This window comes from Bradyrhizobium algeriense (assembly GCF_003062295.1).
GTDB lineage: Bacteria > Pseudomonadota > Alphaproteobacteria > Rhizobiales > Xanthobacteraceae > Bradyrhizobium > Bradyrhizobium algeriense.
On the sequence record NZ_PYCN01000001.1, the window covers coordinates 844,865 to 871,715 of the forward strand.

At 63.2% G+C, this 26,851-nt stretch carries 27 protein-coding genes and 1 tRNA gene; 14 read left to right on the top strand and 14 right to left on the bottom strand.

The annotated features are described in order from the left end of the window. Positions 1-41 precede the first annotated feature (41 nt). The 7 genes from C7G61_RS03955 (at position 42) to C7G61_RS03985 (ending at position 6,753) form a co-directional block, all read left to right on the top strand. The gene (locus tag C7G61_RS03955; RefSeq protein WP_108512708.1) at positions 42-1,247 is read left to right on the top strand and encodes a CaiB/BaiF CoA transferase family protein; all 1,206 of its coding nucleotides are present in this window, start codon (positions 42-44) and stop codon (positions 1,245-1,247) included. Positions 1,248-1,593: 346 nt separating this feature from the next. Further along, entirely contained in the window at positions 1,594-2,907 is a 1,314-nt protein-coding gene (gene ugpB / locus C7G61_RS03960) for a sn-glycerol-3-phosphate ABC transporter substrate-binding protein UgpB (protein WP_108512709.1), read from the top strand. A gap of 80 nt (positions 2,908-2,987) precedes the next feature. After that, entirely contained in the window at positions 2,988-3,869 is an 882-nt protein-coding gene (ugpA, locus tag C7G61_RS03965) for a sn-glycerol-3-phosphate ABC transporter permease UgpA (RefSeq protein ID WP_108512710.1), read from the top strand. Further along, positions 3,869-4,717, top strand: coding sequence for a sn-glycerol-3-phosphate ABC transporter permease UgpE (gene ugpE / locus C7G61_RS03970; RefSeq protein WP_108512711.1), 849 nt, complete (start codon positions 3,869-3,871; stop codon positions 4,715-4,717). Before ugpA ends, ugpE begins: the two co-directional genes overlap by 1 nt. A 7-nt stretch (positions 4,718-4,724) precedes the next feature. After that, positions 4,725-5,816 carry a sn-glycerol-3-phosphate import ATP-binding protein UgpC gene (locus C7G61_RS03975; RefSeq protein WP_108512712.1) on the top strand — a complete coding sequence of 364 codons (1,092 nt, stop codon included), beginning with the start codon at positions 4,725-4,727 and terminating at the stop codon, positions 5,814-5,816. A 195-nt stretch (positions 5,817-6,011) separates the two neighbouring features. Then, on the top strand, positions 6,012-6,437 hold the full coding sequence (locus tag C7G61_RS03980; protein WP_057839164.1) for an Hsp20 family protein: 426 nt from the start codon (positions 6,012-6,014) through the stop codon (positions 6,435-6,437). A 49-nt stretch (positions 6,438-6,486) separates the two neighbouring features. Next, positions 6,487-6,753 (top strand): BQ00720 family protein, encoded by a 267-nt coding sequence (locus C7G61_RS03985; protein ID WP_057850486.1) that lies wholly within the window; start codon positions 6,487-6,489, stop codon positions 6,751-6,753. Between the two features lie 153 nt (positions 6,754-6,906). Here the strand turns inward: C7G61_RS03985 and C7G61_RS03990 are convergent, their stop codons facing one another. The 9 genes from C7G61_RS03990 to C7G61_RS44450 all read right to left on the bottom strand — a co-directional run bounded on the left by C7G61_RS03990 (position 6,907) and on the right by C7G61_RS44450 (position 15,624). Further along, positions 6,907-8,595, bottom strand: a complete 1,689-nt coding sequence (locus C7G61_RS03990; RefSeq protein WP_190241644.1) for a methyl-accepting chemotaxis protein — start codon at positions 8,593-8,595, stop codon at positions 6,907-6,909. Between the two features lie 116 nt (positions 8,596-8,711). Continuing rightward, positions 8,712-9,173 carry a PTS IIA-like nitrogen regulatory protein PtsN gene (ptsN, locus tag C7G61_RS03995; RefSeq protein ID WP_108512713.1) on the bottom strand — a complete coding sequence of 154 codons (462 nt, stop codon included), beginning with the start codon at positions 9,171-9,173 and terminating at the stop codon, positions 8,712-8,714. 229 nt (positions 9,174-9,402) lie between these two features. Then, complete coding sequence (gene hpf, locus C7G61_RS04000; RefSeq protein WP_108512714.1) at positions 9,403-10,005, bottom strand: ribosome hibernation-promoting factor, HPF/YfiA family; 603 nt, start codon at positions 10,003-10,005, stop codon at positions 9,403-9,405. An 81-nt stretch (positions 10,006-10,086) separates the two neighbouring features. Beyond that, positions 10,087-11,745, bottom strand: coding sequence for an RNA polymerase factor sigma-54 (gene rpoN, locus C7G61_RS04005; RefSeq protein ID WP_108512715.1), 1,659 nt, complete (start codon positions 11,743-11,745; stop codon positions 10,087-10,089). Positions 11,746-11,839: 94 nt separating this feature from the next. Beyond that, the gene (gene lptB / locus C7G61_RS04010; RefSeq protein WP_108512716.1) at positions 11,840-12,862 is read right to left on the bottom strand and encodes an LPS export ABC transporter ATP-binding protein; all 1,023 of its coding nucleotides are present in this window, start codon (positions 12,860-12,862) and stop codon (positions 11,840-11,842) included. A gap of 196 nt (positions 12,863-13,058) precedes the next feature. Continuing rightward, positions 13,059-13,751 (bottom strand): LptA/OstA family protein, encoded by a 693-nt coding sequence (locus C7G61_RS04015; protein WP_420836729.1) that lies wholly within the window; start codon positions 13,749-13,751, stop codon positions 13,059-13,061. A 5-nt stretch (positions 13,752-13,756) separates the two neighbouring features. After that, complete coding sequence (gene lptC / locus C7G61_RS04020) at positions 13,757-14,488, bottom strand: LPS export ABC transporter periplasmic protein LptC (protein ID WP_108512718.1); 732 nt, start codon at positions 14,486-14,488, stop codon at positions 13,757-13,759. Between the two features lie 138 nt (positions 14,489-14,626). Continuing rightward, on the bottom strand, positions 14,627-15,241 hold the full coding sequence (locus C7G61_RS04025; protein WP_108512719.1) for a ribonuclease D: 615 nt from the start codon (positions 15,239-15,241) through the stop codon (positions 14,627-14,629). 224 nt (positions 15,242-15,465) lie between these two features. Continuing rightward, positions 15,466-15,624, bottom strand: a complete 159-nt coding sequence (locus C7G61_RS44450; RefSeq protein WP_190241645.1) for a hypothetical protein — start codon at positions 15,622-15,624, stop codon at positions 15,466-15,468. Between the two features lie 220 nt (positions 15,625-15,844). Here C7G61_RS44450 and C7G61_RS04030 point away from each other — a divergent pair, with 220 nt between their 5' ends. Further along, positions 15,845-17,143 carry a tetratricopeptide repeat protein gene (locus tag C7G61_RS04030; RefSeq protein WP_108512720.1) on the top strand — a complete coding sequence of 433 codons (1,299 nt, stop codon included), beginning with the start codon at positions 15,845-15,847 and terminating at the stop codon, positions 17,141-17,143. 91 nt (positions 17,144-17,234) lie between these two features. Here the strand turns inward: C7G61_RS04030 and C7G61_RS04035 are convergent, their stop codons facing one another. Then, positions 17,235-18,836, bottom strand: coding sequence for a hypothetical protein (locus C7G61_RS04035; RefSeq protein ID WP_244608115.1), 1,602 nt, complete (start codon positions 18,834-18,836; stop codon positions 17,235-17,237). Between the two features lie 249 nt (positions 18,837-19,085). On the opposite strand from C7G61_RS04035, the gene C7G61_RS43780 reads away from it, so the two are divergent. Then, positions 19,086-19,382, top strand: coding sequence for a hypothetical protein (locus C7G61_RS43780; RefSeq protein ID WP_145963549.1), 297 nt, complete (start codon positions 19,086-19,088; stop codon positions 19,380-19,382). 57 nt (positions 19,383-19,439) lie between these two features. On the opposite strand, the gene C7G61_RS04045 is transcribed toward C7G61_RS43780, so the two are convergent. Beyond that, a tRNA-Leu gene (locus tag C7G61_RS04045) sits at positions 19,440-19,526 on the bottom strand. A gap of 146 nt (positions 19,527-19,672) precedes the next feature. Between C7G61_RS04045 and C7G61_RS04050 the strand changes: the two genes are divergently transcribed. Then, a complete protein-coding gene (locus C7G61_RS04050) occupies positions 19,673-20,641 on the top strand; it encodes a complex I NDUFA9 subunit family protein (protein ID WP_108512722.1) in 969 nt (322 codons plus the stop codon). A gap of 88 nt (positions 20,642-20,729) precedes the next feature. On the opposite strand, the gene C7G61_RS04055 is transcribed toward C7G61_RS04050, so the two are convergent. After that, positions 20,730-21,536, bottom strand: coding sequence for an undecaprenyl-diphosphate phosphatase (locus C7G61_RS04055; protein ID WP_190241646.1), 807 nt, complete (start codon positions 21,534-21,536; stop codon positions 20,730-20,732). Between the two features lie 176 nt (positions 21,537-21,712). Between C7G61_RS04055 and C7G61_RS04060 the strand changes: the two genes are divergently transcribed. From C7G61_RS04060 to C7G61_RS04070, 3 genes are all read left to right on the top strand, one after another. Then, positions 21,713-22,405: a glutathione S-transferase family protein gene (locus C7G61_RS04060; protein WP_108512723.1), complete on the top strand. Its 693-nt coding sequence runs from the start codon at positions 21,713-21,715 to the stop codon at positions 22,403-22,405. Further along, positions 22,354-23,592 carry a tRNA epoxyqueuosine(34) reductase QueG gene (gene queG / locus C7G61_RS04065; protein WP_108512724.1) on the top strand — a complete coding sequence of 413 codons (1,239 nt, stop codon included), beginning with the start codon at positions 22,354-22,356 and terminating at the stop codon, positions 23,590-23,592. The genes C7G61_RS04060 and queG overlap by 52 nt, the downstream gene beginning before the upstream one ends. Positions 23,593-23,682: 90 nt before the next feature. Further along, positions 23,683-24,489, top strand: a complete 807-nt coding sequence (locus C7G61_RS04070) for an acyl-CoA thioesterase domain-containing protein (protein WP_108512725.1) — start codon at positions 23,683-23,685, stop codon at positions 24,487-24,489. Positions 24,490-24,620: 131 nt separating this feature from the next. On the opposite strand, the gene C7G61_RS04075 is transcribed toward C7G61_RS04070, so the two are convergent. Then, complete coding sequence (locus C7G61_RS04075; protein WP_108512726.1) at positions 24,621-25,088, bottom strand: nuclear transport factor 2 family protein; 468 nt, start codon at positions 25,086-25,088, stop codon at positions 24,621-24,623. Positions 25,089-25,261: 173 nt separating this feature from the next. Continuing rightward, complete coding sequence (locus C7G61_RS04080; RefSeq protein WP_108512727.1) at positions 25,262-26,056, bottom strand: alpha/beta hydrolase; 795 nt, start codon at positions 26,054-26,056, stop codon at positions 25,262-25,264. A gap of 222 nt (positions 26,057-26,278) precedes the next feature. Between C7G61_RS04080 and infC the strand changes: the two genes are divergently transcribed. Then, entirely contained in the window at positions 26,279-26,818 is a 540-nt protein-coding gene (gene infC / locus C7G61_RS04085) for a translation initiation factor IF-3 (RefSeq protein WP_057849055.1), read from the top strand. The last annotated feature ends 33 nt before the right edge of the window (positions 26,819-26,851 follow it).

Here is a 26,851-nt window from a genome sequence, read left to right on the forward strand (position 1 = left end):
CTCAAGACTTCGATTTTCTCCTTGAGCGAAGGTTCTTGTCCATGAGTTCTGTAGCCGCTCCCGGCGCAATGACCGGCCTGCGCGTGATCGATCTGACGCGTGTGCTCGGCGGCCCCTATTGCACGCAAATCCTCGCCGACCACGGCGCCGACGTTATCAAGGTCGAACCGCCGGCCGGCGACGAGGTGCGCGACTGGGGCCCTCCATTCCACGAGGAAGACGCAGCCTATTTCGTCGGTATCAACCGCAACAAGCGCTCGATCGGGCTCGACCTCGCCTCCGAAGGCGGCCGCGCGGTGCTGCTGAAGATGCTGGAGACCGCCGACGTCCTGATCGAGAATTTCAAGCCGGGCACGCTCGACAAATGGGGCATCGGCAACGATGTGCTGCGAGCGAAATTTCCAAAACTGGTGCATTGCCGGATTTCCGGCTTCGGCGCCAACGGCCCGCGCGGCGGCAATCCCGGCTATGACGCAATCATCCAGGCCATGACCGGCATGATCGCGGCGACCGGCTCGCCCGAAAGCGGCCCGATGCGGATCGGCGTTCCCCTGGTCGACATCACCACCGGGCTTTATGCGGCGATCGGCATCCTGATGGCGCTCTCAGAACGGCAGCGGTCGGGTCTCGGTCAGTTTCTGGAAACCACGCTGTACGAGACTGGTCTGGCGATCATGCATCCGCACACCGCGAATTATTTCATGCATGGCAAGCCGCCCGGGCTGACCGGCAACGAGCACCCCAATCTGGTGCCGTATGCGATCTTTCCGACCAAGACCGACAACATCTTCATCGGCGTCGGCAATGACGGCACCTTCCGCAAGCTCGCCAAGGAGATCGGCAAGCCCGAGCTCGGCACCGATCCGCGCTTTGCCCGTAACAAGGACCGCATTGCCAACCGTGAGGCGCTGCGTGCCGAACTCGCCGCCGTGTTCAGCCAGCACGAGGCCGAGCCGCTCTGCAATCGCCTGCTGGCGGCCGGGCTACCCGCAGGTCCGGTGCAGAAGATCGACCAGGCGCTGACCAATCCGCATACGCTGCATCGCGGCGATATCATTGAGAAGGATTGGTACAAGGGCGTCGCCTCCCCGATCCGGCTGGAACGAACAAAACCGAGCCTGCGCCGGACGCCGCCGAAATTCAGCCAGCACACATCAGAGGTGCTCGGCGAGTTCGGCTATTCCAAGGGCGAGATCGAGGCGCTGGTCGGCAAGGGCGCGGTCTGCGGCAACGAGCGCAAGCGCTGAGGCGGTCGTCCCTGCGAGCGCCGGGAAACCCAGTTCGTAGCCCGGATGGAGCGCAGCGAAATCCGGGAAAAGTGCAAGCGGCGTGAGCGGTCCCGGATTGCGCTTCGCTCCATCCGGGCTACGGACCTACGGCCCAGCAACGCACGCCTGTGGTTATGGGCCCCTGCTCCCGTGCGCAATTGCGCGCTAGGCAGGGGCGACGGAGAGCTTTGGCCTTCGCCTATTTTCCGGCTTCCCTTTACGCCCGCTTTCCCAATACCATCCTTTCGCTTATAGGGTCATTTGCACGTCATCCGACGCTGTTATCGCGCGAAACGAAGATGACGACCCCAACCCGGAGGATTCCATGGCACTTCGAAAATTCGGCGCAGCGGCGGCAGTGACGGTTGCGCTGGCGCTCGCCACGCCTGCCTACGCTGTGACCGAGATCCAGTGGTGGCACGCCATGACCGGCGGCAACAACGACATCGTCAACAAGCTCGCCGAGGATTTCAACGCCAGCCAGTCCGACTACAAGGTCGTCCCGACCTTCAAGGGCAGCTACCCCGACACCATGAATGCGGGCATCGCCGCCTTCCGCGCCGGCACCGCGCCGCACATCATTCAGGTGTTCGAAGTCGGCACCGCGACGATGATGAGCGCCACCGGCGCCATCAAGCCGGTCTACCAGTTGATGAAAGACGCCGGCGAGCCGTTCGACCCCAAGGCCTACCTGCCGGCGATCACTGGCTACTACTCGACCTCGAAGGGCGACATGCTGTCATTCCCCTTCAATTCGTCGTCGACGGTGATGTGGATCAACAAGGACGAATTGAAGAAGGCCGGCATCGCCGAGATTCCGAAAACCTGGCCGGAAGTGTTCGACGCCGCCAAGAAACTTAAAGCAGCGGGGCACACGACCTGCGGATTCTCCAATGCGTGGGCGAGCTGGGTGCATATCGAGCAGTTCTCGGCCTGGCATAACGCGCCGATCGGCACCAAGGCGAATGGCCTCGACGGTTTCGACACCGTACTGACATTCAACTCGCCGCTGCACGTGAAGCATCTGGAGAACCTGATCGAGCTTCAGAAGGACAAGACCTACGACTATGCGGGCCGCGCCAATGCCAGCGAGAACCGCTTTGCCTCGGGCGAATGCGCGATCTTCCTGACCTCGTCGGGTTACTACGCGACCGCCAAGAGCACCGCCAAGTTCGACTTCACCTCGGCACCGATGCCCTACTACCCCGACGTCCAGGGCGCGCCGCAGAACTCGATCATCGGCGGCGCTTCGCTGTGGGTGATGGGCGGCAAGAAGCCTGAGGAATACAAGGGCGTCGCCAAGTTCTTCACCTTCCTGTCCGCGACCGACCGCCAGGCCGATCTGCACCAGAAGTCCGGCTACCTGCCGATCACCAAGGCGGCCTATGAGAAGACCGTCAAGGACGGCTTCTACGAGAAGAACCCGACGCTGCAGACGCCGCTGAAGGAACTGACCAACAAGGAGCCGACCGAAAACTCCCGCGGCCTGCGCTTCGGCAACATGGTGCAGATGCGCGACCTCTGGGCCGAAGAACTGGAAGGAGCCCTTGCCGGCAAGAAGACCGCCAAGGAAGCGCTGGATGCTGCGGTCGCGCGCGGCAATGCGATGTTGCGGACATTCGAAAAGACGGCAAAATAACGCCGACCAAAATAACACCGACCAAGGCTCCCTCTCCGTCCCGGGGAGGGAGCCTCTCTCGCATCACGCAAGCGGCTTGAATGGAAAAGTCTGTCGTCTTCAGCAACAAGCTGCTTCCATACCTGCTGCTGGTGCCGCAGCTCATTATCACATTCGTATTTTTCTACTGGCCGGCGAGCCAGGCGGTCTGGCAATCCTTTTTGCGTGAGGACGCGTTCGGGCTGACGTCGGAATTCGTCGGACTGGAAAACTACCAGTCGCTGTTCGCCCAGCCCGAATATTACGCCTCGATGCTGGTGACGATCATATTCTCCTCGCTGGTGGCGGCGCTCTCGCTTTCCATTGCGCTGTTGTTTGCGACCCAAGCCGACAAGAACCTCAAAGCCGCCGGGGCCTACAAAACCCTGATGATCTGGCCTTATGCGGTGGCGCCCGCGGTCGCCGGCGTGCTGTGGATCTTCATGTTTCATCCCTCGCTCGGCACGCTGGCAAGGCCGCTGCGCTGGATGAATTTCGACTGGAATCCGCTGCTGAACGGCAACCACGCCATGACCCTCGTGGTGATGGCCGCGGTGTGGAAACAGATTTCCTATAATTTCCTGTTCTTTCTCGCCGGGCTGCAATCGATCCCCAAAAGCGTGCTGGAAGCCGGCGCCATCGACGGCGCGGGCCCGATGCGACGGTTCTGGACCATCACCTTCCCGCTGCTGTCGCCGACCACGTTCTTCCTCCTGGTCGTCAATGTCGTCTACGTCTTCTTCGATACGTTCGGCATCATCGACGCGGTCACCGGCGGCGGCCCGGCCGGCGCCACCACCACCATGGTCTACAAGGTGTTTGCCGACGGGCGCCTCGGCGGCGATCTCGGCGGCTCGGCCGCGCAGTCGGTGGTGCTGATGGTGATCGTGATCGCACTGACTGCGATCCAGTTCAAATATGTCGAGCGCAAGGTGCAGTACTGATGGTCGAGCATCGCCCGCTCAGCGACATCATCGCCTATGCGATCCTCACGCTCGGCATCTTCATCGTCGCCTTTCCGGTCTATCTGGCGCTGATTGCCTCCACCCATGATGCCGCCACCGTGGTCGGCGGCAACATGCCGCTGTCGCCGGGAAGCCAGACGCTGGAAAATTACTATCGCGCGGTGTTCGTCGGGGGATCGCGTACCAGCCGCGAGCCGGTCGGCCACATGCTGATGAACTCGTTCATCTCGGCAATCGGCATTGCGCTCGGCAAGATCTTCATTTCGATGCTGTCGGCCTATGCGGTGGTGTATTTCCGCTTTCCGTTCCGCAAGACCGCGTTCTGGATCATCTTCGTCACGCTGATGCTGCCGGTCGAGGTGCGCATCTATCCGACCTACAAGGTGGTCGCGGATCTGAAAATGCTCGACACCTATGCCGGGCTGATCCTGCCGCTGATCGCGTCCGCCACGGGGACGCTGCTGTTCCGGCAGTTCTTCATGACCGTCCCCGAGGAATTGCTGGAGGCATCGCGGATCGACGGCGCCGGTCCCTTCCGCTTCTTCTGGGATACGCTGCTGCCGCTGTCGGTAACGACGATCGCAGCCCTGTTCGTGATCCAGTTCATCTATGGCTGGAATCAATATCTGTGGCCGCTTTTGATCACCACCCAGGATTCGATGCAGACCATCGTCACCGGCATCAAGAAGATGCTGTACACGACCGACGAACTCGCCGAGTGGCAGCTCGCGATGGCGACCGCCATTCTCGCGATGCTGCCGCCGGTCGCGGTCGTCATATTCATGCAGCGCCTGTTCGTGCGCGGCCTGGTCGAGACGGAGAAGTAAGGTAGCCATGGCCAACGTCACCCTCCGCAACGTCCGCAAGACCTATGTGGGTGGCTTCGAAGCCATCAAGGGCATCGATTTCGACGTCGGCGACGGCCAGTTCTGTGTGCTGGTCGGTCCGTCCGGCTGCGGCAAGTCCACGCTGCTGCGCATGGTCGCAGGCCTGGAGACCATCACCGGCGGCGAGATCGATATCGGCGGGCGTGTCGTCAACCAGATCGAGCCGGCCGACCGCGACATCGCGATGGTGTTCCAGAACTACGCGCTCTACCCGCATATGAGCGTCTACAACAACATGGCCTACGGCCTGCGCAACCGCGGCATGGCGGAGCCCGAGATCAAGACCCGCGTCGAGGAAGCCGCGCGCATTCTCGAACTCGGCGCCATGCTCGAGCGCAAGCCGCGGCAATTGTCCGGCGGCCAGCGCCAGCGCGTGGCGATGGGCCGCGCCATCGTGCGGCAGCCAAAAGTGTTCCTGTTCGACGAGCCGCTGTCGAACCTCGACGCCAAGCTGCGCATCGCCATGCGGGTCGAAATCCGCAAATTGCAGCGCCGCCTGTCGACGACCTCGATCTACGTCACCCACGACCAGCTCGAAGCGATGACGCTGGCCGATATTCTCGTGGTCATGAACGGTGGCCAGGTCGAGCAGATCGGCAATCCGCTCGATATCTACCAGAAGCCGGCGACTACCTTCGTCGCCTCCTTCATCGGTGCGCCGCCGATGAATCTAATGCCGCTGCGCTCCGACGAACTCAAATCGCAATTGGCCGGCGATATCAGAATCAGCGAGGCCGGCATCCTCGGCATTCGCCCTGAGGACTTCGTTATTACCAACGAAACGGTTGCCGGCGGCGTGGCGCTTGGCCTCACGGTGGAAGCGATCGAGCGGGTCGGCGCCGAAACCTTCGTCTACGGCACGAGACAGCAGGAAATCCAGGGCGTCGCCGCCACCCCCGGCGAACTGCCGCCGGGCGAGGTGATCGTGCGGATTCCCGGCGCCATCGGCCCCGCCATCGGCGAGCGAATCAGGGCGGTGGCCGCCAGCGACAAGCTGCATTTGTTTACCGCCGACGGCCGCAAGCGCGTGGGTTCCTGACCCTTATTCCGGGGATGCGAAACCAGCTCCAACTGACGTGAAAAACCCGCCGCGGCCGATTTACACAGCTTTCAGAGGCGCTTGAACCGTTCCCAAATCGCCCCCATATTCCCTGGTGACCGGACGGCAAGTCGGCCGGCCGGTTGAATGGGGCGCCGCAAGGGCCCCTCAAAGTCGCTTCGAGAGGACTTTGTAATGTCTCGTGTTCCTTCGTTATCCAGTCCGTTCCTGCTTGGGTTCGACGAAATCGAGCGTGCGCTCGATCGCGTCGTCAAAGGCGCCGACGGTTATCCTCCCTACAACATCGAGCGGTGCGATCGTGCCAACGGCCAGCCCGAACGGTTACGCATCACGCTCGCGGTGGCAGGTTTTACCCGCGACCAACTCGATGTAACCACTGAGGAAAACCAGCTCGTGATCCGGGGCCGCCAGCAGGACGACAAGGCCCGGCAATACATCCATCGCGGCATCGCCGCGCGCCACTTCCAGCGCACCTTCGTGCTGGCAGAGGGGATGCTGGTGCTGGGCGCGGATCTGAAAAACGGGCTGTTGTCGATCGACCTCGCCAGGCCGGAGCCTGAAAGGGTCGTTAAGACAATTGCTATCAATGAGCACGAATAATGGAACAAGTAGCGGACTCGACCGCTTAGACCCAGAAGGAGTCGAGACCATGAGTGACGTGAGTGTTACCTTCGAACCCGAAAAGGTTTCCGTTGAGGCGCTGGCCCATCTTGGTGAAGGCCACATCGCCTACGTGAAACAGGTCCGTTCCGAGGACGTGCCGGGACTGTTTCCGCAGGCGCCGAAAATCGCGCCAGGGCTGAAACTGTTCGCGCTGCATGCCGCCGACGGCACCCCGATCATGCTGACCGACAGCCGTGAAGCGGCGATCGCCAATGCGTGGAGCAACGAGCTTCAGGCCGTCAGCGTACACTGAGGCGGCTTGCCGTTGTCACTGACGCAGCACTTGCTGCTGTCACTGACACAACTTCGCCGGCGTCGTTCACCTGATGCCGAGCGAGTGTAAGAAGAGGGTTTCGGATACGCGGGCCTCGCCCGCGTATCGTCCTTCATAACAATTTCGAGTTCCTCACGCCGCGCGCACGGTCGAAAGGAATTTCTCCACCTCACCCTTGAGATGATTGCTCTGTCCCAGCAGGGACCGGGCGAGCCCGTGCACGTGCGACGAGGCCGCGCCGGTATCGGTCGCCCCGCGGTTGACGTCGGTGATGCTGCCGGCGACCTGGGTGGCTCCCTGCGCCGCCTGCTGCACGTTGCGCGAGATTTCCTGCGTCGCAGCGCCCTGCTCTTCCACAGCTGCCGCGATCGCCTGCGAGATTTCCGCGATGCGGCCGATGGTGCCGCCGATTTCCTGAATGGCGGATACCGACTGATTGGTCGCCGACTGCATCTGCCCGATCTGCTCGCTGATTTCCTCGGTCGCCTTCGCGGTCTGTGCGGCAAGCGCCTTGACCTCGGATGCGACGACGGCAAATCCGCGTCCGGCCTCGCCGGCGCGCGCCGCTTCGATGGTGGCGTTCAGCGCCAACAGGTTGGTCTGCTCGGCGACCGCGCTGATCATCTTGACCACTTCGCCGATCCGGCTGGCGGACTGGGCGAGATCCGCAATCCGCGCATTGGTCTGCTCGACCTGGCTGACCGCCTCGCGGGAGATCTTGTGCGAATCCTGCACCTGGCGGCTGATCTCCGACACCGATGAGGCCATCTCTTCCGCGGCCGCCGCAGCGGATTGCGCGTTGGCCGAGGATTGCTCCGATGCGGAGGCGACGGTTGCCGAAAGCACCTGGGTCACTTCGGCGGTCTTGGTCAGTTGTCCGGCCGATGATTCGAGTTCGGACGAAGCGGTCGATACGGTCTGGATGATTTTTCCGATCGCGGAATCGAAGCCGTCCGCCATCTGCTGCATCGCGGCCTTGCGGTCGCCTTCCGCCTTCCGCTTCAGGTTGGCCTGCTCCTGTTCCATCGACTGAACGCGGAGCGCGTTGTCCTTGAAGACCTGGACCGCGCGCGCCATGGCGCCGACTTCATAGCCGCGGCTGAGCGCTGGAACCGAAACATTGAGGTCGCCACCCGCGAGCCCCTTCATCACGTCAGTCATTGCCGCGATCGGGCGAATGACGCCGAATGCCACGCCGAAGATGCCCGCGCCGATGACGAGAAACACCGCGGCCGAAACGCCCCACAATACCCACGTGAATGTACTGACGCGCCCCGTCGCCGCGACTTCCGTCGCCGCGTTCTGGTCGTTGGTCTGCTTGACGATGTCGTCGATGATGGCGCGGTGTGCGGTATAACGTGCGGTGATCTCGGCATAGGATTTCGCCGCCGCGGCGCTGTCGCCCCTGGCAAGCGCGGGCAGGAGGCCATCCTGGATCGCGGTCCAGAAGCGGCGCACCTCGCCATCGGATTTTTCCACCAGCTTGGTCTTGAGCCCCGGATCAAGATCGGATTTGACCCAGAAATCGCGCCGCTCGTCATATTCCTTCTTGAGCTGTGCAAGCCTGTCGCGATGCGCCGCAAGCTGCGCCGGATCGTGCAGCACGAGGGTGGCCTCGAGATAGGCTTCGATGACATATTCCGGCGGCGGCAGGATGTCGGCGATCAGGTCGTTGCCGAGCTTGATCTGGTTGTAGAGTGGGCCGCCCACCTTGAGCTGTGACAGCCCGTAAACGCTGGTGGCAATCACGGCACCAAGCCCCAACGCGGTAACCAATCCAAAAATCAATATTGCGCGCGAAATCGTAAGCCGCAGCGTCATGGCAATGTTCTCCGGGTAATGAAAAATCCCAGCGAATGCAATAACTGCTATTTAGCTTAAAATTGCGTTTATCCGGACTGCTACCAACCGGAGAAACCGCTGGTCCCCTTAAGGAACTACGCCGCGCTCGCCGGCGGCAGGGCGAGCACCGAATAGATCGCCTGGGCGTCGCGCGAGGCGCGCAGCTTCTTGGCGACGTCCTGGTCGCGCAATAGCCGCGCGATTCGCGCCAGCGCCTTCAGATGATCGGCGCCGGCGCCTTCCGGCGCCAGCAGCAGGAAGATCAGGTCGACCGGCTGGCCGTCCATCGCCTCGAAATCGATCGGGCGCTCCAGCCGGGCAAAGAACCCGAACAGCTTTTCCAGTTTCGGCAGCTTGCCGTGCGGAATGGCGACGCCGTAGCCGACGGCGGTGGTGCCGAGTTTCTCCCGCTGCAACAGCACCTCGAACACCGAACGTTCGTTCTGGCCGGTCAGGGCGGAGGCACGCGCCGCCAGCTCCTGCAGCGCCTGTTTCTTGCTGATGACCTTCAAAGCGGGGAGAATCGCCTCGGGTGCGACCAGATCGGTAATCGTCATGGGGCGTTCCGAGGTGAATTAAACCGTCAGGTTGCGAGATAGGTTCTAGAACCGGGGCGTCAAGAAGATGGGACGGGAGGCGGGCTTAGACCCGGGTCCCGATTTGGGGGCTTCTACTCCAACGCATGCGCGGTGCCAACTCCCGAAGGGCCAGTTCATGCGCCCTATCCTTAAGGCCGCGGACCATAGGGAGGGTGGCTGGGGGCGTCAATGCCATCGGGAAGATATCTCAGGGGGTAACCGAGGGGGGATCGACCCAGCCGACATTGCCATCCGTCCGGCGGTAAATGATGTTCACCCGGCCGCTGGACCCGTGCTGGAACACGATGCAGGCGGCCCCGGTCAGGTCCAGTTCCATGACCGCCTCGCTGACCGAAAGCCGCTTCAGCGACGTGGTCGCCTCGGCAATGATGACCGGGCTATAGGAGGTAACCTCCTCGTCGCCCTCCGCCGGCGCCTCGATCACATAGCTCGGCGCATCGAGCACCGGAGCGCCGATCTCCGCGAGCGCCGCGGAAGCCGCATAGGCCTTGCGGGCCGAACGGTCCTTCAGCCGGCTCTTGTAGCGGCGCAGGCGCTTCTCGATCATCAGCAGCGCCTGATCGGCGCTGGCATAGGCATCGGTGGCGTTGGAATCGGCTTCCAGCGTAATTCCTGAATCCAGATGCAGCGCGCAATCGGTGCGGAAGCCGAAGCCATCCTTGCTCAGCGTGATGTGTCCGGAATAGTTCCCGTCGAAATATTTTCGCAGGACCTCATCGGTGCGCTCGCTGACGCGCGAACGAAGGGCGTCGCCGACGCTGATGCTTTTGCCGGAGATTCGAAGGGTCATTTGATGCCTCGCTTGATGCCTCGACCACTCTGATCGGCTCTGTCGGGGAACCGACACTATCGCGATTTGACGCGAACGCAATCAGGCCGGAGCCGTATCGCGGGACCGGTCGGAAGAGGTGGCGGGAGCGGAAAGGGCGTTACCAAGCATGCTCTGTTTGTCGCGGCGGCGCTGCACCGAGGAAGGAATACGCATCGCTTCGCGGTATTTCGCGACCGTGCGGCGGGCAATATCAATGCCGGATGCGCGCAATCGTTCCACGATGGTATCGTCGGAGAGGATCGCAGCCGGAGCTTCCGCATCGATCAATTGCTTGATGTGGTGACGGACCGCCTCCGCCGAATGCGCCTCGCCGCCATCGGCCGACGCGATCGAGGCGGTGAAGAAATATTTCAGCTCGAAGCTGCCGCGATTGGTCGCCATATATTTGTTGGCGGTAACCCGTGACACCGTCGATTCGTGCATCTGGATCGCGTCCGCCACCGCCTTCAGATTCAGCGGCCGCAGATGCGCGACGCCATGGGTGAAGAAACCGTCCTGCTGGCGCACGATTTCGGTGGCGACCTTGAGGATGGTGCGGGCGCGCTGATCCAGCGCGCGAACCAGCCAGGTCGCGTTCTGCAGACAATCCGTGAAATAGGATTTGTCGCCGTCCTTGCGGATCGTCTTCGACAGCTCGGTGTAATAGACCTGATTGACCAGCACGCGCGGCAACGTGTCGCTGTTGAGCTCGACATGCCAGCCGCCGTCCGGGCCGGGCCGCACATAGACGTCAGGCACCATGGTCTGCGTGCGCGCCGAACCGAATTTCAGGCCGGGCTTGGGATCGAGGCGGCGGATTTCACCGATCATGTCGGTGATGTCTTCGTCGTCGACGCCGCACAATTTGCGCAGAGAGGCGATGTCGCGCTTGGCCAGCAGATCGAGATTTTCCACCAGCGCTTGCATCGCGGGGTCGTAGCGGTTGAGTTCGCGGAGCTGAATTGCGAGGCACTCGCTCAAATTCCGCGCACAGACGCCGGGCGGATCGAATTTCTGCAGCACGGTAAGCACTGCATAGACATCCCCTTGCGAGGCGCCCAGCCGCTCGGCGGCCTGTCCCAGATCCGGCGGCAGGTAGCCGGCATCGTCGACGAGATCGATCAGATACTGCCCGATCATGCGCTGCGCCGGCGCGCTGAACGCCACCGCAAGCTGTTCGGCGAGGTGGCTGCCGAGCGTCACCTCGGCGGCCACGAAGGCCTCCAGATTGTAGTCATCGTCGTTGGAGGCGCCGCCGCCCCATTCGGTGTAGGCGGTCGGTGCCGCATCCTGCGCCACGCGGGCTGCGGCTTCGGCGGGCTCTTCGGAAAAGACGTTGTCGAGCGGGGTGTCCAGCGTCTGCTCGATCTCGGTGCGGCTACCCAAATCGCGGTTCAGCCAGTCTTCCTGGCCGGGCTCGAAGGCCTCGCCGGCGGGCCCTGACGCCATATCGGAGGCATCGCCGCCGCCTTCCTCGCCATAGCTGCCGGAATCGCCCGAATCGGAGAATTCGGCACGCTCAGTGGCCGGCTCGCCCGCCACCGGGGCTTCGGGACCGTCGCTGGCCCGGTCCAGGAGCGGATTGCGCTCCAGCTCCTCCTCGACGAACGCCGACAGGTCGAGATTCGACAATTGCAGCAGCTTGATCGCCTGCATCAATTGCGGCGTCATCACCAGCGACTGCGACTGGCGGAACTCTAATCTCTGCGTCAGCGCCATGAGGCCAAGAACCGATCCACTGAAAAGTTGGTCCGATTCTTGCTTATATTAGTACAGAGCCCTTGTACACGGCTTGACGCGCGCGAAAAAAGGGTTAGAGGCGGAATTCCTCGCCAAGGTAAAGGCGGCGTACATCCGGATCGTTGACGATTTCTTCCGGACTGCCTTCTGTCAAGATCTGCCCGGCATAGACGATATAGGCGCGGTCGGTCAGCCCGAGCGTTTCGCGCACATTGTGGTCGGTGATCAGGACGCCGATGCCGCGGTTGGTGAGATGGCGAACGAGATCCTGAATGTCGCCGACCGCGATTGGATCGATGCCGGCAAAGGGTTCGTCGAGCAGCATGTAGTTCGGACGCGTCGCCAGTGCGCGTGCGATTTCGACGCGGCGGCGCTCGCCGCCGGACAACGCAATCGAGGGCGATTTGCGCAAGCGCGTGATGTTGAATTCATCGAGCAGCGAATTGAGTTCGGCCTCGCGCTTCTTCCTGTTGGGCTCGACGACCTCGAGCACGGCGCGGATGTTCTGCTCCACGGTGAGGCCGCGGAAGATCGAGGCTTCCTGCGGCAGATAGCCGATGCCGAGCCGCGCGCGCTGATACATAGGCAGCTTGGTGACGTCGTGGCCATCGAGTTCGATGGCGCCGCGATCCGCCTTGATCAGCCCGGTGATCATGTAGAACACCGTGGTCTTGCCGGCACCGTTCGGACCCAACAGGCCGACCGCCTCGCCGCGGCGAACATAGATGCTGACACCGCGCACGACCTGGCGGGTGCCGAAACTCTTTTCAACGCTATGCACGGCGAGGAAGCCGGGCCGCTTGATCAGCCGCGGCGCTTCGCCGCCATTGGGCTTGGTGTTGGACTTGGCGTTGGACTTGGAACGAGGCGCCTGCGCACGGGGACGCGAGTCGCGCGGCGGCTCGGCGTCGGGCTGCGGCAAGTCCAGCCCGGGCAGTGCGGCGGAGCGCGCCATCGGCGGCCCATCGCGCACCGGGCTCTTCAGCATGTCGCCAAAGGAATCGCCGAGCGCGGTGATGTCGTCGCGCGAGCGCGCAAATCCGGGGGCACCGCGTTTCGCGGGGCGTCGACGGAACATGCCGAGTAAATCCACCATCCCGCTTCGCTTACGCCTTTCACGGTGATTCCGCGACGCGTCCGCCGGCGAATCGCTTCGCTAGCGAACCATGAATGAATGGATGTCCACTGCCCGGCGAAACACCCCCGCCGTGCGCCCTGCCCAGTAGATACAGGCTCGCGCCACAGGCTTCAACCGTAGCGCCCCTAAATATTCTTTAAGGCTCTGATCTGTCTTATTTTTTACCGGGGATCAGCGACGGTGTGGCCACCGGAGCCGGCTTCGCCCCACCCGATCCGGATCCGCAATTCTCTCCCTGGATGAACATGCCCTGGACCTTGTTGGTGTCGGATTCGACGCGCGACACGCCGGTCGTCATATCGACCTTGAGGCGGTCGCCTTTGAGCACGTTCTTGCACTGGGTGAGCACGACCCCACCCGCCATGGTGATGAGGTTGGCCCGCGTGTCGAAGATCGCGGTCTCCCCGGTCACGACCTGGTCCTTCTGCGTGACCACGACAGAGCCCCTGGCCTCCAGCCGGCGGATCGACGAGCTGCCGCCGGGCCCCGGGGTCGCCGACTGCATCGACCCGGATTTCGATCCCTTCGGCGCGGCAGGCTGCGGCGCGGCGGGCGCAGGCGTCGCCGGCGCCGGGCCGGAATCGTAAAACACCACCAGGAACTTCGAGGTCATGGTGGTGTCGCCCTGCACGACCTTCACGTTTCCGGAGAAGGTCGCCTCCTTTTTCTTGTCGCGCATTTCGAGCGACGCCGCCTCGATCTGAATCGGCTGATCGCGGTTTTGCGAAAAGCCCTGCATCGCATTCGGCACGCCCGTCATGGCGCCTTGCGCCAAGGCGTCACCGGAGGCGATCAACGCGAGCGCAAGCGCTGCGGCCGCAAAACTGCGCGAGAAGAACTGCATCATTGATATCATTTCGTGTTGGCGGACTTGCCCGAGATTGACCGCGTCCTCGGCGGTGGCGGCGGTTCAGGCTCGGGCTCAGGCGCCGGCGGGCTTTCCATGATCAGGTTCATCACGACGTTGCCTTCGAAGCGTACGATCTCGCCGCTGTTGATGATCCTGAGCCGGTCGGCGGTGAGCGTGCCGTTCAGCAGTTTGACGTCGACATGCTCGTCCGACGTCACCGTTCCCTTGTTGATGTCGATATAGGCCTGCGAAAGCTTGGCCTCGTAACCGGTGGAGGATTGCAGGAAGATGTCCTTGCGCAGGTCCAGCATCTGCTGCTTGCTGTCGAAGAATCCGGTGCGCGCATCCATCGTCACCGTGCTCTTGTCCTCCATCATGACCTTGGCGCGCAGCGTCCTGAGTTCGACGTGATCGGGGTCGGTCAGATCCTGGATCGCGGACTTGGCCCACACTTCGTAGGGACGCTGGTCGGTCGAGAAGCCGGCAAGGTGCGGCGTTTCCATCGTGATCTTCGTGCCGGAGACTACGAGATTGCTGATGTCGACGGGCAGCTTGGTCAGCCCCGTAATGCGGAAAGGGTTGAAGACCGAGATCGCGACGATACCCGCCATGGCCAGCAGCACGGCCGCCGGGACCGCGACGCGCAGCACATGCACCATCCGGCTGTGGCGGGCGGCCGCGGCAAAGCGGGCCTCCATTCCGGTGGCATAGGCTGGGTTCTGTATCGAATTCACCGCGGCTCCAAGGGGCGCCAAGACGCCAGGATAGCGTCATTCTACCCGCAATCGCGGGATTATGCAGCCCGGACACTCGCGATGAGTGTGACCGAAACGGGGCGGAAGCGGCGGCCGGACCGCTTCAAATAGCCTCGTTCACGAATGCGCGAAGATGTCCTCGGCCTCCCAGCCGCCGAGATCGAGCTTTGCCCGGGTCGGCAGGAAGTCGAAACAGGCCTGCGCCAGATGCGTACGGCCTTCGCGCGCGAGCATCGCGTCGAGCCGCTCGCGCAAACCATGCAGATGCAGCACGTCGGACGCGGCATAGGCGAGCTGCGCCTCGCTGAGGCTCGCTGATCCCCAGTCGCTCGACTGCTGCTGCTTCGACAGGTCGATGTTGAGGACTTCGCGCACGAGGTCTTTCAGACCGTGCCGGTCGGTATAGGTGCGGGTCAGCCGCGAGGCGATCTTGGTGCAGTAGACCGGCTGCGGCATCACGCCAAAGGTATTGTAGAGCGCGGCGAGATCGAACCGCGCGAAGTGAAAGATCTTCGTGACGGCAGGATTGGCCAGCAGCGCCTTCAGATTCGGCGCGTCGGTGTGGCCCTTGGGGATCTGGATGACATCGGCGCTGCCGTCGCCGTTCGACATCTGCACCACGCAAAGCCGGTCGCGATGCGGGTTGAGCCCCATGGTCTCGGTATCGATCGCCACCGAATCCTTGTAGCCGGACAAATCGGGCAGATCGCCGCAATGCAGGCGGATGGTCATGTAGGAAAGCCTCGTATCTCAGGGTCGATTCGACGGAAACACTAGCGCCCGGAGCCGCAGGAGGCGAGCGGCTGGACATGGCTTATACGACGGGAATTGGCGGCTTCGTGGCGATTTTGTCCGCTTACCGGACGTTCGGCTGCCAAGTCAGCTGCCATGTCGGCTGCCATGGGTGTCACGGCGACGCCGCCATCGTTGCGGCCGGCTTCGAGAGCACGAGCCATTCAGGCGGTCTTCTCCTCGGACGATTTCGGCGGCTGAAGCTCCGGGCTGTTAGCCCAGCGGTCGAGATTCTCGATGACATCAGCATGGCTCGGCCGCAGCGGAGGCGGCGGCGTCTGCTCTTCGGACAGCTTGCGCGGTAGCTTGATGTTCTCGGTCATGGGCATGCTCCACGCCGGAAGTATGCGCTCGCGCAGACCCAAAATCAACCATTAACACATTGTTTTTACTATTGTATTTAGCTAATTTGGTGTCGGAATCTCGTTAGATGGAACCAGCGCCAAAGAAATCCGCCCGCGGGACATAGTGGCCCGGCGATCTCGAACCCGGCGCGCCTCCACGGCGACCAAATCCTCGGCGAATTGGTACCGAGGTGCAGTTATGGTTCGCGACGTCATCTTGCTGCTCGGGCTTGCCCTCGGCCTCGCCGCCTGCTCGCCATCCGGCGACTTCGCGGCCTGCACGGCCGGCGACGGCGGCCCTGACGCGATCAGCGCCTGCTCGCGGATCGTCCTGGTCGCGAAAATCCCGCTGCTCGGCCTGCAATTCGATGACCGCGACCTCGCCAAGGTTTACATGGCGCGCGGGCGCCATCTCGCCGCCAAAGGCGATCTCAAGGGCGATCTCGATACGGCGATCGGCGATTTCGGCAAAGTGATCCGGCTCGAGCCGCGTGATACGCAAGCATTGCTCGAGCGCGCCGCGGCCTACCAGAAGCGCGGCGACTTCGATTTCGCCGTCGCCGACCTGAGCGAGCTGATCGTCCGCGACCCGCGGCGGGCAAGCCATTACGCCGCACGCGGCAAGGCCTATCAGACAAAGGGCGACGACGAGCGCGCGCTCCAGGACCTCAGCCAGGCGATCGTGATGGACCCGAGCGATCCGTTCTACAAGGTCGCTCGGGCGGCGAGCCACCGCCGCAGGCGCGACTACGACCGCGCCATTACCGACGCCGCCGCGGCAATCGCGATCCAGCCCTACTTCGCCGCGTTCTATGTCGAGCGGGCCGACAGCCTGCTGCGCAAAGGCGGCAGCGCCGAACGCGCACTCGCCGACCTCGATCAGGCGATCAAGCTCGAGCCCGGCCTGGCCATCGCACACAGCCGCCGCGCCACAGCCCTCACCTTGATGAAAGCGCACGGCGAGCCGCTCGCCGAAGCCGAGGAAGGCGTAAGGCTCGATCCGAAGTCAGCCGAGGCGCGGGTGACGCGCGGCATGATTGCGCTCGCCGCCGCCCAGCGCGAGCGCGCGGCGGCCGACTTCAACGAGGCGATCCGCCTCGATCCGAAACATGCCGAGGCCTACGAGGCCCGCGGCATCCTGCGGCGCGCCGACGGCGACCTCGATGGCGCCATCCGGGATTTCGGCGAGGCGATCCGCCTCGACCCGCGCATGGTCGGCCCTTATGTGCAGCGCGGCGGCATGTTTCGCGAGCGTGGCGCGCACGACAAGGCGCTCGACGACTTCACGCTCGCGATCCGCAACGCGCCGATGCAGGCGGGCCTCTATGTCGAGCGTGCGCAAAGCCACGAGAAGCTCGGCCGGCTGCCGGAAGCGCTCGACGATTTCCGCGTCGCGCGCGGGCTCGACCCGCGGATGGCTGCCGCAAGCGAAGGCTATGCGCGCGTCGAGGCGGCGTTCGCGGCGAGCGGCCGGCCAAAGCCGTCGGGAAATCCCTGAGTTCGGTGCGCAGGAGAGCCTATCACTGATTTGGCAGATCCGGCGCGCGAACCTGCCAGAAGGTCCGACGGCACGGCCTGAATCTGCTGCTTCAATGCTGAATTCGATATAGCACGGCAAACGGCGCGGCATATACCGGCGTCAGACCTTCAGGCGTTGACGGAAGAAGCGCCGGCGGATCGATCAGCAGCACGGCGTCGAAGTCGGCACGCCAGCTCTTCAGGTACGGCGCCTGCTTCAGCCTGGTGGCAGGCGCATTCGCATCGGAAAGCCAGGCAAAATCCACCGGGCTGCCGGGAGACTGCGACAGCGACCTGAACTCCGCCGTCACCTCCATCGGCTGTTGTGCGGGATCTGCGAATAGCAGGGGCCAGAACGCGCGCTGTTCGACCACCATCAACGCGCTCAACTGACCGTCGAGCCGGGAAATTCCGGGCAGCGCCCATTCCGGTCGTTCGGCATAGGTCCCGGTCGCCCGCGGGCCATGGGCGATCATCACCCGCGAAGCGGGCAGGATCTGCGCCATCGCTCCGCGTAGCTCCGCCAGGGTCTGCCGATGGTCGATCCACGTTGCGGCGATGTAGATCGTGCGGACGCCGATCAGCGCCGCGAAGATCACGCCGGCCACCAGAGCCTGTCGCGGGCTCAGCGATGGCCTGAATCCAGCGAAGAGGAGCAAACCAACGATCATTCCGAAGCGAACGTCGACGAAGGTGCCACCTTTGATCTCGGAAGGCGCCATCAGATAGACCATCGCCAGAATTCCGAGAGCAATCCAGACCCCCGGGCTCACGCTTGTACGCCGCCAGGCGATGGCAAGGAAGCCGATGACGATTACCGTCGTCCACAGAGTCAGCGAAATATTCGTGGTCATGAATGGCGTCAGGAGCGCCCACAACTTGTAGCCCACGCCGGCGATCGGCGCTGGAGCCGCCGCGCCCGCGGCCAGCGGAGCCGCGAGATACAGCACGACCGCCGGGCTGATCGCGATCGCGAGCAAAATCCCCGTCCGCATCACTTCGGCCGCCGTCAGTTTTCCGATGCGGCGTGAGGCCAACAGACGCGCGATCTCTTCGGCACCGATCAACAACGCGAACACCAGCACGCCAAACAGATGGCAAAAGAACAGTACGGGCGTCGCCACCACGGCGTACGCGACCGCAGCCAGTGCTTCACCGCGCCGTCGCAATACAATCCAGCCGGCCGCGGCCGCGAAGGCCAGTCCCAGCCCCAGCAGAAAGTTCATGAAGCCAAGATGGAAGATGCCGTTAAAGGCGAGGGTGCCTGACGCCAGCGGCCAATATGAAAATTCACCAAAGACGCCACGGCTATAGACGACCACGCCCACCGCTGGCGCGAAAAGACTGCAGGCCAGCAGGATCCGGCCCCCGACGTGAACATCGGTGAGCCTCAAGAGTCCGGCGCCGAGCACATCCATGCCCAGATTTGGCATCACCCCCCAACGCGGAAGGTACATCTGCGACAGCACGGGATCGCCCGGATGCGCCAGCACGAAGTAACGCGCCAAATGGTTTGGATAGTCCAGTATGGGGGGCACATCGACGAGGAAGAGGGGAATCGCCAGCACGACCGCAAGCGCCAGCGCCGTCAGGAGCCAGCGCGAACTCGGCCCGCGCTGCGCGGACATGTCGACTTGCCCTTCTTGAGGACAGTCAGCGGCGGCCGAATTCATGCGAAACCCTGTGTCACTCGATCCGGCCTGGCAGCTGAGAAGCCCGGCCGGGATTTAATGGGATCTGCGCGGCTCACATCGGCCCCGCGGCAGCCGCCGACGACAGGGTCGCCTTCAGGAACCGCTATCAGACCGTCGCAAGTTGCATGCTGGCAGTTAAATCATTCTTACGTTGCGCGCGTGATGGTGATCAGGATTGGTTTGATCGGTTTCAGCGCCTAACCGGAGTGAGCATCGTCGTGACCAGCATTGACCCGCAAATTCGCAAGGCGGAATCCGCTGTTAATTGGTGCCCTCCAGGAAATCAGATACCTGGACTGGGCGCTCGAATGTCTTTTTCCGGCCGGCAGGAAGCGTCGAACCGCTGGAATGTGGTGGGCGGATTTCCGGACAGGATTCTCTGAACAGCAGCGAGAGGCGATCTGCACGTATCTGAAGGGCGTTCGCTCGATGCTCGGCGATTCCATAGATCCTGAAAATCGACAGCTCCTTGATGAGGCAGAAGCGATCTGGGCTTCGTCCACGCAGCAGCGACGCGGCGACTAGTTGCCGCCGCCGGCGGATCAAACCGCCCGCATTTTCGCGAATCATGGGCAAGGGCAATGGTGCCCAGGAAAGGACTCGAACCTTCACGGCCGTGAAGCCACTGGCACCTGAAGCCAGCGCGTCTACCAATTCCGCCACCTGGGCCCGGGCGGGTTAGTAAGGAACGGTCACGCGCTTGTCAAATCGCTTCGATGCCGCCCAAATACGCTGTACAGCGGCCGCGTGTTGGCGTATCGCGAATCCGCTAAATCCAACCGATATCTCTTGAATTCGACCCGCAGGAAATGACCATGGCATCGAACCTGGAAACGCTCGTCACGGTTTTTGGCGGATCGGGGTTTCTGGGGCGAAACGTGGTCCGGGCGCTGGCCAAGCGCGAATACCGGATCAGGGTGGCGGTGCGTCGGCCGGAACTGGCCGGGCACCTGCAGCCGCTCGGCCGGGTCGGCCAGATCCATGCCGTGCAGGCCAATCTGCGCTATCCGGCATCCGTCGAGGCGGCGATGCGCGATTCGCAAGTCGCAATCAACCTGGTCGGCACCCTGGCCGAGAGCGGCGCGCAGACCTTTGACGCCGTACAGGCCAAGGGCGCTGAAACGGTCGCCAAGGCCGCCGCTGCCGCAGGCGCCCGGATGGTGCACGTGTCCGCGATCGGCGCCGACGAGAACTCGCCCTCGGGCTACGGCCGCTCCAAGGCATTGGGCGAAAAGGCCGTGCTGGCCGCCGTCCCCTCCGCCACGATCCTGCGGCCCTCGGTGGTGTTCGGCCCCGAGGATCAGTTTACCAACCGCTTTGCGGCGCTGGCCCGGATATCGCCCTTCCTGCCGCTGATCGGCGGCGGCGTGACCCGGATGCAGCCGGTCTATGTCGGCGACGTCGCGACCGCGGTGGCCAATGCCGTCGACGGCAAGACCGCATCTGGGGCGACCTACGAGCTCGGCGGGCCGGAAGTGCTGACGATGCGCGAGATCATGGAAGTCATCCTCGCGATCACCGGGCGCAAGCGCATGCTGATTTCGCTGCCGTGGGGTTTGGCGAAGATGCAGGCGATGTTCCTGCAGTTCGCGCCGGGCATGCTGAAGCTGACGCCGGACCAGGTGATGATGCTGCAGTCCGACAATGTGGTATCGGACGCGGCGAAGTCCGCGGGCCTCACGCTGGCAGGCCTCGGCATCGCGCCGGAGTCGATGCAGGCGATCGCCCCGCAATACCTCTGGCGTTTCCGCGCCGCCGGGCAGTTCCAGCGCATGAGCGTGTAGGGGTTCGTAGGGGTGGCGCGAAGGCGCGCTTGCGCCGTGCCCACCATTGCGAGCTCGGTGTTGGATGAATCCAACAATTTTTGGAACCCTACTTCCCCAGCGCCAGCGCGATCAGGCCGAGCGTGCCGAGGATGACGCGCCACCACGCAAAGAATGTGAAGCCATGGCGCGTGACGTAGGTGAGGAACGTCTTCACCACGATCGCCGCGGTGATGAACGACACCACGAATCCGATCGCGATGACGCCAATATGGTCGACCGTCATCTCGCCGCGGTTCTTGTAGAAATCATAGGCGAACGCACCGATCATGGTCGGGATCGCGAGAAAGAACGAGAACTCCGCCGCCGATCGCTTGTCGGCGCCGAGCAGCATCGCCGCCACGATGCTGGCGCCGGAGCGCGACACACCCGGAATCATCGCCACACACTGCGCAATGCCGATCCACAGATACATCATCAGCGGGTACCGCGTGGCATCGTCCTCTCGCGGCTTGAGGTCGAGTTGATCGACCCACAAGAGAACCGCGCCGCCGGCGATCAGCGTGAAACACACCACAAACGGATCGAAAAGAAATTCCTTGATGTACTTGCCGAAAATCAGCCCAATGATCACCGCAGGCAGAAACGCCAACAGCACGCCAATCACGAAACGCCGGTCGTCGGGATTGGTGAACATGCCGAGCGCGACGCGCCATAATTGGGCGAAATACAGCATGACGATGGCGAGAATCGCGCCGAGCTGAATCAGGATCACAAAGCTCTGCCAGAACGCGCCCTCGCCAAGACCGAAGTAGCGTTGCGCCAGCAGCATATGGCCCGTGGAGGAAACCGGGAGAAATTCCGTGATACCCTCGATGATGCCGAGAATCACCGCCTTGACTGCTTCCGACATCATGATGTGGTCCATTTTGACAGGAAAAGCCGCGCCCTTCTCGCCTATTCGATCCGATGCCGCAATCGCAAAAAAACGCCAAACATAGGTTGCCTGATACGCCTGCTTGGCTAGTGTCGCGATTCGCATGACGCGGTTTGAGGGTTCCGGTATAGGCGCGATTTTGCCCCAAGGATTTCATGTACACGCTCTATCATCATCCGTTCTGTCCGCATTCGCGCTTCATTCGCCTGGTGCTGGGCGAACACGGCCTCGACCTGCGCCTTGTGGAAGAACGGGCCTGGGAGCGGCGCGAAGGGTTTCTCGTGCTCAATCCTGCGGGCACCACGCCTGTCTTGATGGCTGACGGATTTCCGCCGATTCCGGGCGCCGGGATCATCGCCGAATATCTCGACGAGACGCACGGCCTGGAGGCGGGCGAACGGCGACTGTTGCCGGCCTCGATGGCCGAGCGTGTCGAGGTGCGCCGACTGATGGCGTGGTTCAACGAAAAATTCTTCGAGGAGGCGTCGAACCCGCTGGTGACCGAGCGCATCTACAAGCGTTTCATGAGCGAGGAGAATGGCGGCGGCGCGCCGGCGACAGACGTAATCCGCGCAGCCAAGGTCAATGTGCGCTATCATCTGGCCTATATCGGCTGGCTGGCGCAGACGCGGAACTTCCTCGCCGGCGACCGGCTGACCTACGCGGATCTCGCCGCCGCGGCGCATCTTTCGGCGATCGATTATCTGGGCGATGTGCCATGGCACGAGGACGAGGCGGCAAAGGCGTGGTACGCGCGGGTGAAATCCCGCCCGTCGTTCCGCCCGCTGCTCAGCGAATGGCTGGCGGGCGTGCCGGCCTCGCGGACCTACGTGGACCTCGACTTCTGAACAAGGGCGCTAAACTCTCCGCCGCCGATCTGAAGGCCGCGCTCAAGCGCGAGGCGGAGACGCTCGGCTTCGACTGCATCGGCGTCACCGATCCCGACGCGATCGGCACTGCCGGCAAATATTTTCGCGAATTCCTCGATGCCGGCGCGCATGGCGACATGCACTGGCTCGCCGCGCAACCCGAACGGCGGATGGATCCGTGCGTGCTGTGGCCCGGCGTGCGCTCGATCATCATGCTCGGCGTCAATTATGGACCCGATGAGAATCCGCTCGCGCTTCTCGAACAACGTACGCGCGGCGCAATCTCCGCCTATGCGCAGGGCGACGACTATCACGACGTCATCAAGAAGCGGCTGAAGATGCTGGCGCGATGGCTGGTCGCCGCGTCAGGCGATGACGTGAAAGTATTCATCGATACCGCAGCGGTGATGGAAAAACCGCTGGCGCAGGCGGCGGGGCTCGGCTGGCAAGGCAAGCACACCAACCTGGTCTCGCGCGAGTTCGGCTCGTGGCTGTTTCTCGGCGCGATCTTTTCCGCATCCGACCTGCCGCGCGACGCGGCGGACGGCGATCATTGCGGTTCCTGCAATGCTTGCCAGGAGATCTGCCCGACCGCGGCGTTCCCTGCGCCCTACAAGCTCGATGCGCGGCGCTGCATTTCGTACCTGACGATCGAGAACAAGGGCCCGATCCCGCGCGAGTTTCGCAAGAGCATCGGCAACCGCATCTATGGCTGCGATGATTGCCTCGCCGTGTGCCCGTGGAACAAGTTCGCGCAGCAAGGCCGGGAGGCGAAACTGGCCGCGCGGGCGGAGTTGCGTGCGCCGTCGCTGGCGGAGCTGGCGCGGCTCGACGACGTCGCCTTCCGCGCGCTGTTTACCAAGTCGCCGGTCAAGCGCATCGGCCGCGACCGTTTTGTCCGCAACGTGCTGATCGCGATCGGCAACGCGGGTGATGCATCGCTGGCGCCGGCGGCCGAACGCCTGCTGGATGATGCAAGCCCGCTGGTTCGCGGCGCGGCGGTGTGGGCGCTGTCGCAGCTGATGGAGCGGGAGAGGTTTGACGCGCTGGCGGCGAACGCGGTCGGCGTCGAGACGGATGAAGATGTCCGCGCGGAGTGGCGGCAAACCTCCGTCGTCATGCCCCGCGAAGGCGGCGCATCCAGTACTCCCGGGCATCTCGGCTAACCCGATATGTCACGGCGTAATGGATCGTCCGCCCCGGTGCGCAATTGCGCACGATGACAGGCGCATCCAAATCCGCCATGGTCGCTCGCCATGACAAAAAATCAGCCTTTCTTCACCCACGATCGCGTCAACGATAGCTTCATGCCCACGCCGGTTGCGAACGGAGCCTGGGACCCCAATTCCCTGCACGGCCGTGTCGTTGTCGGCCTGCTCGCCCATGTGATCGAGCAGCGCCACGGCTCCGACGATTTCGTGCCGGCGCGGCTCACCGTCGACATGTTCCGCCTTCCCAACATCACGACGCCGATCGAGGTCACGACCAGGCTTATCCGCGACGGCATGCGCATCAAGGTGGTGGAAGCCGAGTTCATCAGTGGCGGCACCCGCATGGCGCGCGCCTCCTGCCAGTTGTTGCGCAAGACGGAAAACGCGCCGGGCAATGTCTGGTCGCCGCCGAACTGGGATGCGCCGAAGCCGTCGGACATTCCAAAGCCCACCGATCCCAGGCTCGGCATGAACGGCAAATGGACCACGCGGCCGATCGTAGGCCACATGGGTGCGCTCGGGCCGCGGCGGCTGTGGATGGGCGAGGTGCGCGAACTCGTCGAGGGCGTGCCGATGTCGCCCTTCGTGCATGTCGCGACAGGTGCGGATTTCGCTAGCCCGTTCGCCAATGCCGGCGACCAGGGGCTCGGCTACATCAACAGCGACGTCACGCTCTATCTGCATCGCTTGCCGGTCACGCCATGGGTCGGCTTCGAGGTCGTCAACCACCACGCCACCGACGGCATCGCGATCGGCGAATGCTGGCTCTATGACGAGCAGGGCCCGATCGGGACGTCCACGGTCGCGGCGCTCGCGCAGCGCAAGCCGACGACCAACGTGCCGCCGCCGTGAGAAGAGCCCGTCGTTCCGGGGCATCGCGGAGCGATGAACCCAGAACCTCGAGATTCTCAGGTGCGCAATTGCGCACCATAGTTCGATGCTTCGCATCGCCCCGGAATGACCGCCGAGAGAGCGCGCCTAACTCACACCAAATGCCGCTTCATCTCCGGCCGCGCCTTTAGCGCCGCACCCTGTTTCGCAACAATCTTGGCGATCCGCTCCGGCGCAAACTTGATATCGACGAAGGCCGGCGCGGTGTTGGCGACCTCATGGTACTCTGTGATCTTGCCGTCACGCAGCCGCATGATGGCCACGCCCTCGAACATTGCCCGCGCCCCTTCCGCTTCCGGCAGCGTCGAGCGGTAGCTGAAGGTGTAGCGCGCATACAGCGTATGTCCGTCGCTGATGGGGTCGTGCATGTCCCAGCGGAAATCGGTGGCCGTGCGATAGAACCAGTCGTCGATCATCCCTGCGATTTTCGCGCGGCCTTCGAACGCGCCGTAAAACACGTCGTGATAGACGCCGTCTTCGGTGAACAGTTCCGCAAACGCCTTGCCGTTGCGCTGCTCGACGGCGTCGCAGAAGGCGCGGAGCATGGTGGATGCGTTCATGGCGTTGTCTCCCGTTTTTCTTCCCTCTCCCCTTGTGGGAGAGGGTGGATGCGATGCGCAGCATCGCAGACGGGCGAGGGGTTCTCTCCGCGGATAGATATCTCTCTACGGAGACAGACCCCTCATCCGGCGCTGCGCGCCACCTTCTCCCACAAGGGGAGAAGGAAAAAAGATCACCCCATCTCCGCCACCGCCGCCATGATCCGTGCAATGTCCTGCGGGCGCGACAGGCGGTGATCGCCGTCCTGGATCACGGTCAGTACCACGTCCTCCGCCGGCAGCCGGTGCGCCAGCGCGAAGGCGTGCTGCCAGGGCACGTCGGGATCCTGCGCGCCCTGCAGGATGCGCACCGGGCATCCGACCTCGATGGCGCTGCCGAGCAACAGATGGTTGCGGCCCTCCTCGATCAGCGCGCGCGTGATCGGATAGGGCGCGCCGTCGCCATACTCCGATGGCCGCATCCACACGCCCTTGGTGCTGATCTCCACGCGAACCTCGTCGGAGAAAGCGTTCCACATCAATTGCTCGGTGAAATCAGGCGCCGGCGCAATCAGTATCAACCCGGCGAGCGTCGCCTGCTTCGCCTCGCGTTGGGCGATGGCGCGCGCCAACAGCAGCGCCATCCAGCCGCCCATCGACGAGCCGATCACGACCTGCGGCCCCCGGCAGAACTGCTCGAACACGGCGATGGCCTCTTCCAGCCAGCGGCCGATGGTACCGTCGATGAAAGCGCCGCCCGATTCGCCATGGCCGGAATAATCGAACCTGATACAGGCGCGGCCATGTTCCGCGGCCCAGGCGTCCAGCGCCAGCGCCTTGGTGCCCCGCATATCGGAATTGAAGCCGCCCAGCCAGAACAGCCCGGGCCCGCCGCCGTCACGGGCGCGCACGGCGATCCGGCGGAGGCCACTGCCCTCCCCTACCTCGATAAAGGTCGGTTCCTGGTCGATTGGTGCTGAATTGGTCATGGATCTGTCACTCTCGCCCGGCTGCTTTGTCCGTGAGCGCGCTTCATCGGTCAAGACGACCGCCCGGCGCTTGCGGATCGGCCCGCCGCGCTATATTTGCCGCACGTGACCGAAATGCCTCGCATTTGACGGTTTTCGGGCGCAGAGCGTGAGTTCGCTTGCTGTTATCAGCGTATTGCTTCAAACTACGGCCCTTCCTTTCACAACTTTGGAGAGTTACCCATTCGCCGTCCCAACAGAGCCCCGCCCGCTGCAACCAAAGACGGGCCGCGCACCAATGATGATATCCGCAACGCGCAGATCCAGCTGATCGATCAGACCGGCCTCAACCACGGAACAGTCGAGACCGTGGTCGCCATCAAGATGGCCCTCGAGGCAGGCATGGATCTCGTCGAGATTTCGCCGAACAACAATCCTCCCGTTTGCAAAATTATGGACTACGGGAAGTTCAAGTATTCGGCACAGAAGAAAGCTGCCGAGGCCCGCAAGAAGCAGAAGATCGTCGAGATCAAGGAGATCAAGCTGCGGCCGATGATCGACGATCACGATTACGACGTGAAGATGCGCGCGATGCAGCGGTTCTTCGAGGAAGGCGACAAGGTCAAGATCACCTTGCGCTACCGTGGCCGCGAAATGGCGCACCAGGAAATCGGCACCAAGCTCTTGGACAAGGTCAAGGCCGATGTCGCCGAGTTCGCCAAGGTCGAGCAGGACGCGAGGTTCGAGGGACGCCAGGTCGTGATGGTGCTGGCGCCGCGCTGATTTGAATCGGTGTTAGATGTGAGGCGGCCCGTC

Bases quoted from the DNA above. Each gene is read 5' to 3' on its own strand.
- C7G61_RS03955 (WP_108512708.1), top strand. From the start codon at position 42: ATGAGTTCTGTAGCCGCTCCCGGCGCAATGACCGGCCTGCGCGTGATC.
- ugpB (WP_108512709.1), top strand. From the start codon at position 1,594: ATGGCACTTCGAAAATTCGGCGCAGCGGCGGCAGTGACGGTTGCGCTG.
- ugpA (WP_108512710.1), top strand. From the start codon at position 2,988: ATGGAAAAGTCTGTCGTCTTCAGCAACAAGCTGCTTCCATACCTGCTG.
- ugpE (WP_108512711.1), top strand. From the start codon at position 3,869: ATGGTCGAGCATCGCCCGCTCAGCGACATCATCGCCTATGCGATCCTC.
- C7G61_RS03975 (WP_108512712.1), top strand. From the start codon at position 4,725: ATGGCCAACGTCACCCTCCGCAACGTCCGCAAGACCTATGTGGGTGGC.
- C7G61_RS03980 (WP_057839164.1), top strand. From the start codon at position 6,012: ATGTCTCGTGTTCCTTCGTTATCCAGTCCGTTCCTGCTTGGGTTCGAC.
- C7G61_RS03985 (WP_057850486.1), top strand. From the start codon at position 6,487: ATGAGTGACGTGAGTGTTACCTTCGAACCCGAAAAGGTTTCCGTTGAG.
- C7G61_RS03990 (WP_190241644.1), bottom strand. From the start codon at position 8,595: ATGACGCTGCGGCTTACGATTTCGCGCGCAATATTGATTTTTGGATTG.
- ptsN (WP_108512713.1), bottom strand. From the start codon at position 9,173: ATGACGATTACCGATCTGGTCGCACCCGAGGCGATTCTCCCCGCTTTG.
- hpf (WP_108512714.1), bottom strand. From the start codon at position 10,005: ATGACCCTTCGAATCTCCGGCAAAAGCATCAGCGTCGGCGACGCCCTT.
- rpoN (WP_108512715.1), bottom strand. From the start codon at position 11,745: ATGGCGCTGACGCAGAGATTAGAGTTCCGCCAGTCGCAGTCGCTGGTG.
- lptB (WP_108512716.1), bottom strand. From the start codon at position 12,862: ATGGTGGATTTACTCGGCATGTTCCGTCGACGCCCCGCGAAACGCGGT.
- C7G61_RS04015 (WP_420836729.1), bottom strand. From the start codon at position 13,751: ATGATGCAGTTCTTCTCGCGCAGTTTTGCGGCCGCAGCGCTTGCGCTC.
- C7G61_RS04025 (WP_108512719.1), bottom strand. From the start codon at position 15,241: ATGACCATCCGCCTGCATTGCGGCGATCTGCCCGATTTGTCCGGCTAC.
- C7G61_RS44450 (WP_190241645.1), bottom strand. From the start codon at position 15,624: ATGACCGAGAACATCAAGCTACCGCGCAAGCTGTCCGAAGAGCAGACG.
- C7G61_RS04030 (WP_108512720.1), top strand. From the start codon at position 15,845: ATGGTTCGCGACGTCATCTTGCTGCTCGGGCTTGCCCTCGGCCTCGCC.
- C7G61_RS04035 (WP_244608115.1), bottom strand. From the start codon at position 18,836: ATGAATTCGGCCGCCGCTGACTGTCCTCAAGAAGGGCAAGTCGACATG.
- C7G61_RS04050 (WP_108512722.1), top strand. From the start codon at position 19,673: ATGGCATCGAACCTGGAAACGCTCGTCACGGTTTTTGGCGGATCGGGG.
- C7G61_RS04055 (WP_190241646.1), bottom strand. From the start codon at position 21,536: ATGATGTCGGAAGCAGTCAAGGCGGTGATTCTCGGCATCATCGAGGGT.
- C7G61_RS04060 (WP_108512723.1), top strand. From the start codon at position 21,713: ATGTACACGCTCTATCATCATCCGTTCTGTCCGCATTCGCGCTTCATT.
- queG (WP_108512724.1), top strand. From the start codon at position 22,354: ATGGCTGGCGGGCGTGCCGGCCTCGCGGACCTACGTGGACCTCGACTT.
- C7G61_RS04070 (WP_108512725.1), top strand. From the start codon at position 23,683: ATGACAAAAAATCAGCCTTTCTTCACCCACGATCGCGTCAACGATAGC.
- C7G61_RS04075 (WP_108512726.1), bottom strand. From the start codon at position 25,088: ATGAACGCATCCACCATGCTCCGCGCCTTCTGCGACGCCGTCGAGCAG.
- C7G61_RS04080 (WP_108512727.1), bottom strand. From the start codon at position 26,056: ATGACCAATTCAGCACCAATCGACCAGGAACCGACCTTTATCGAGGTA.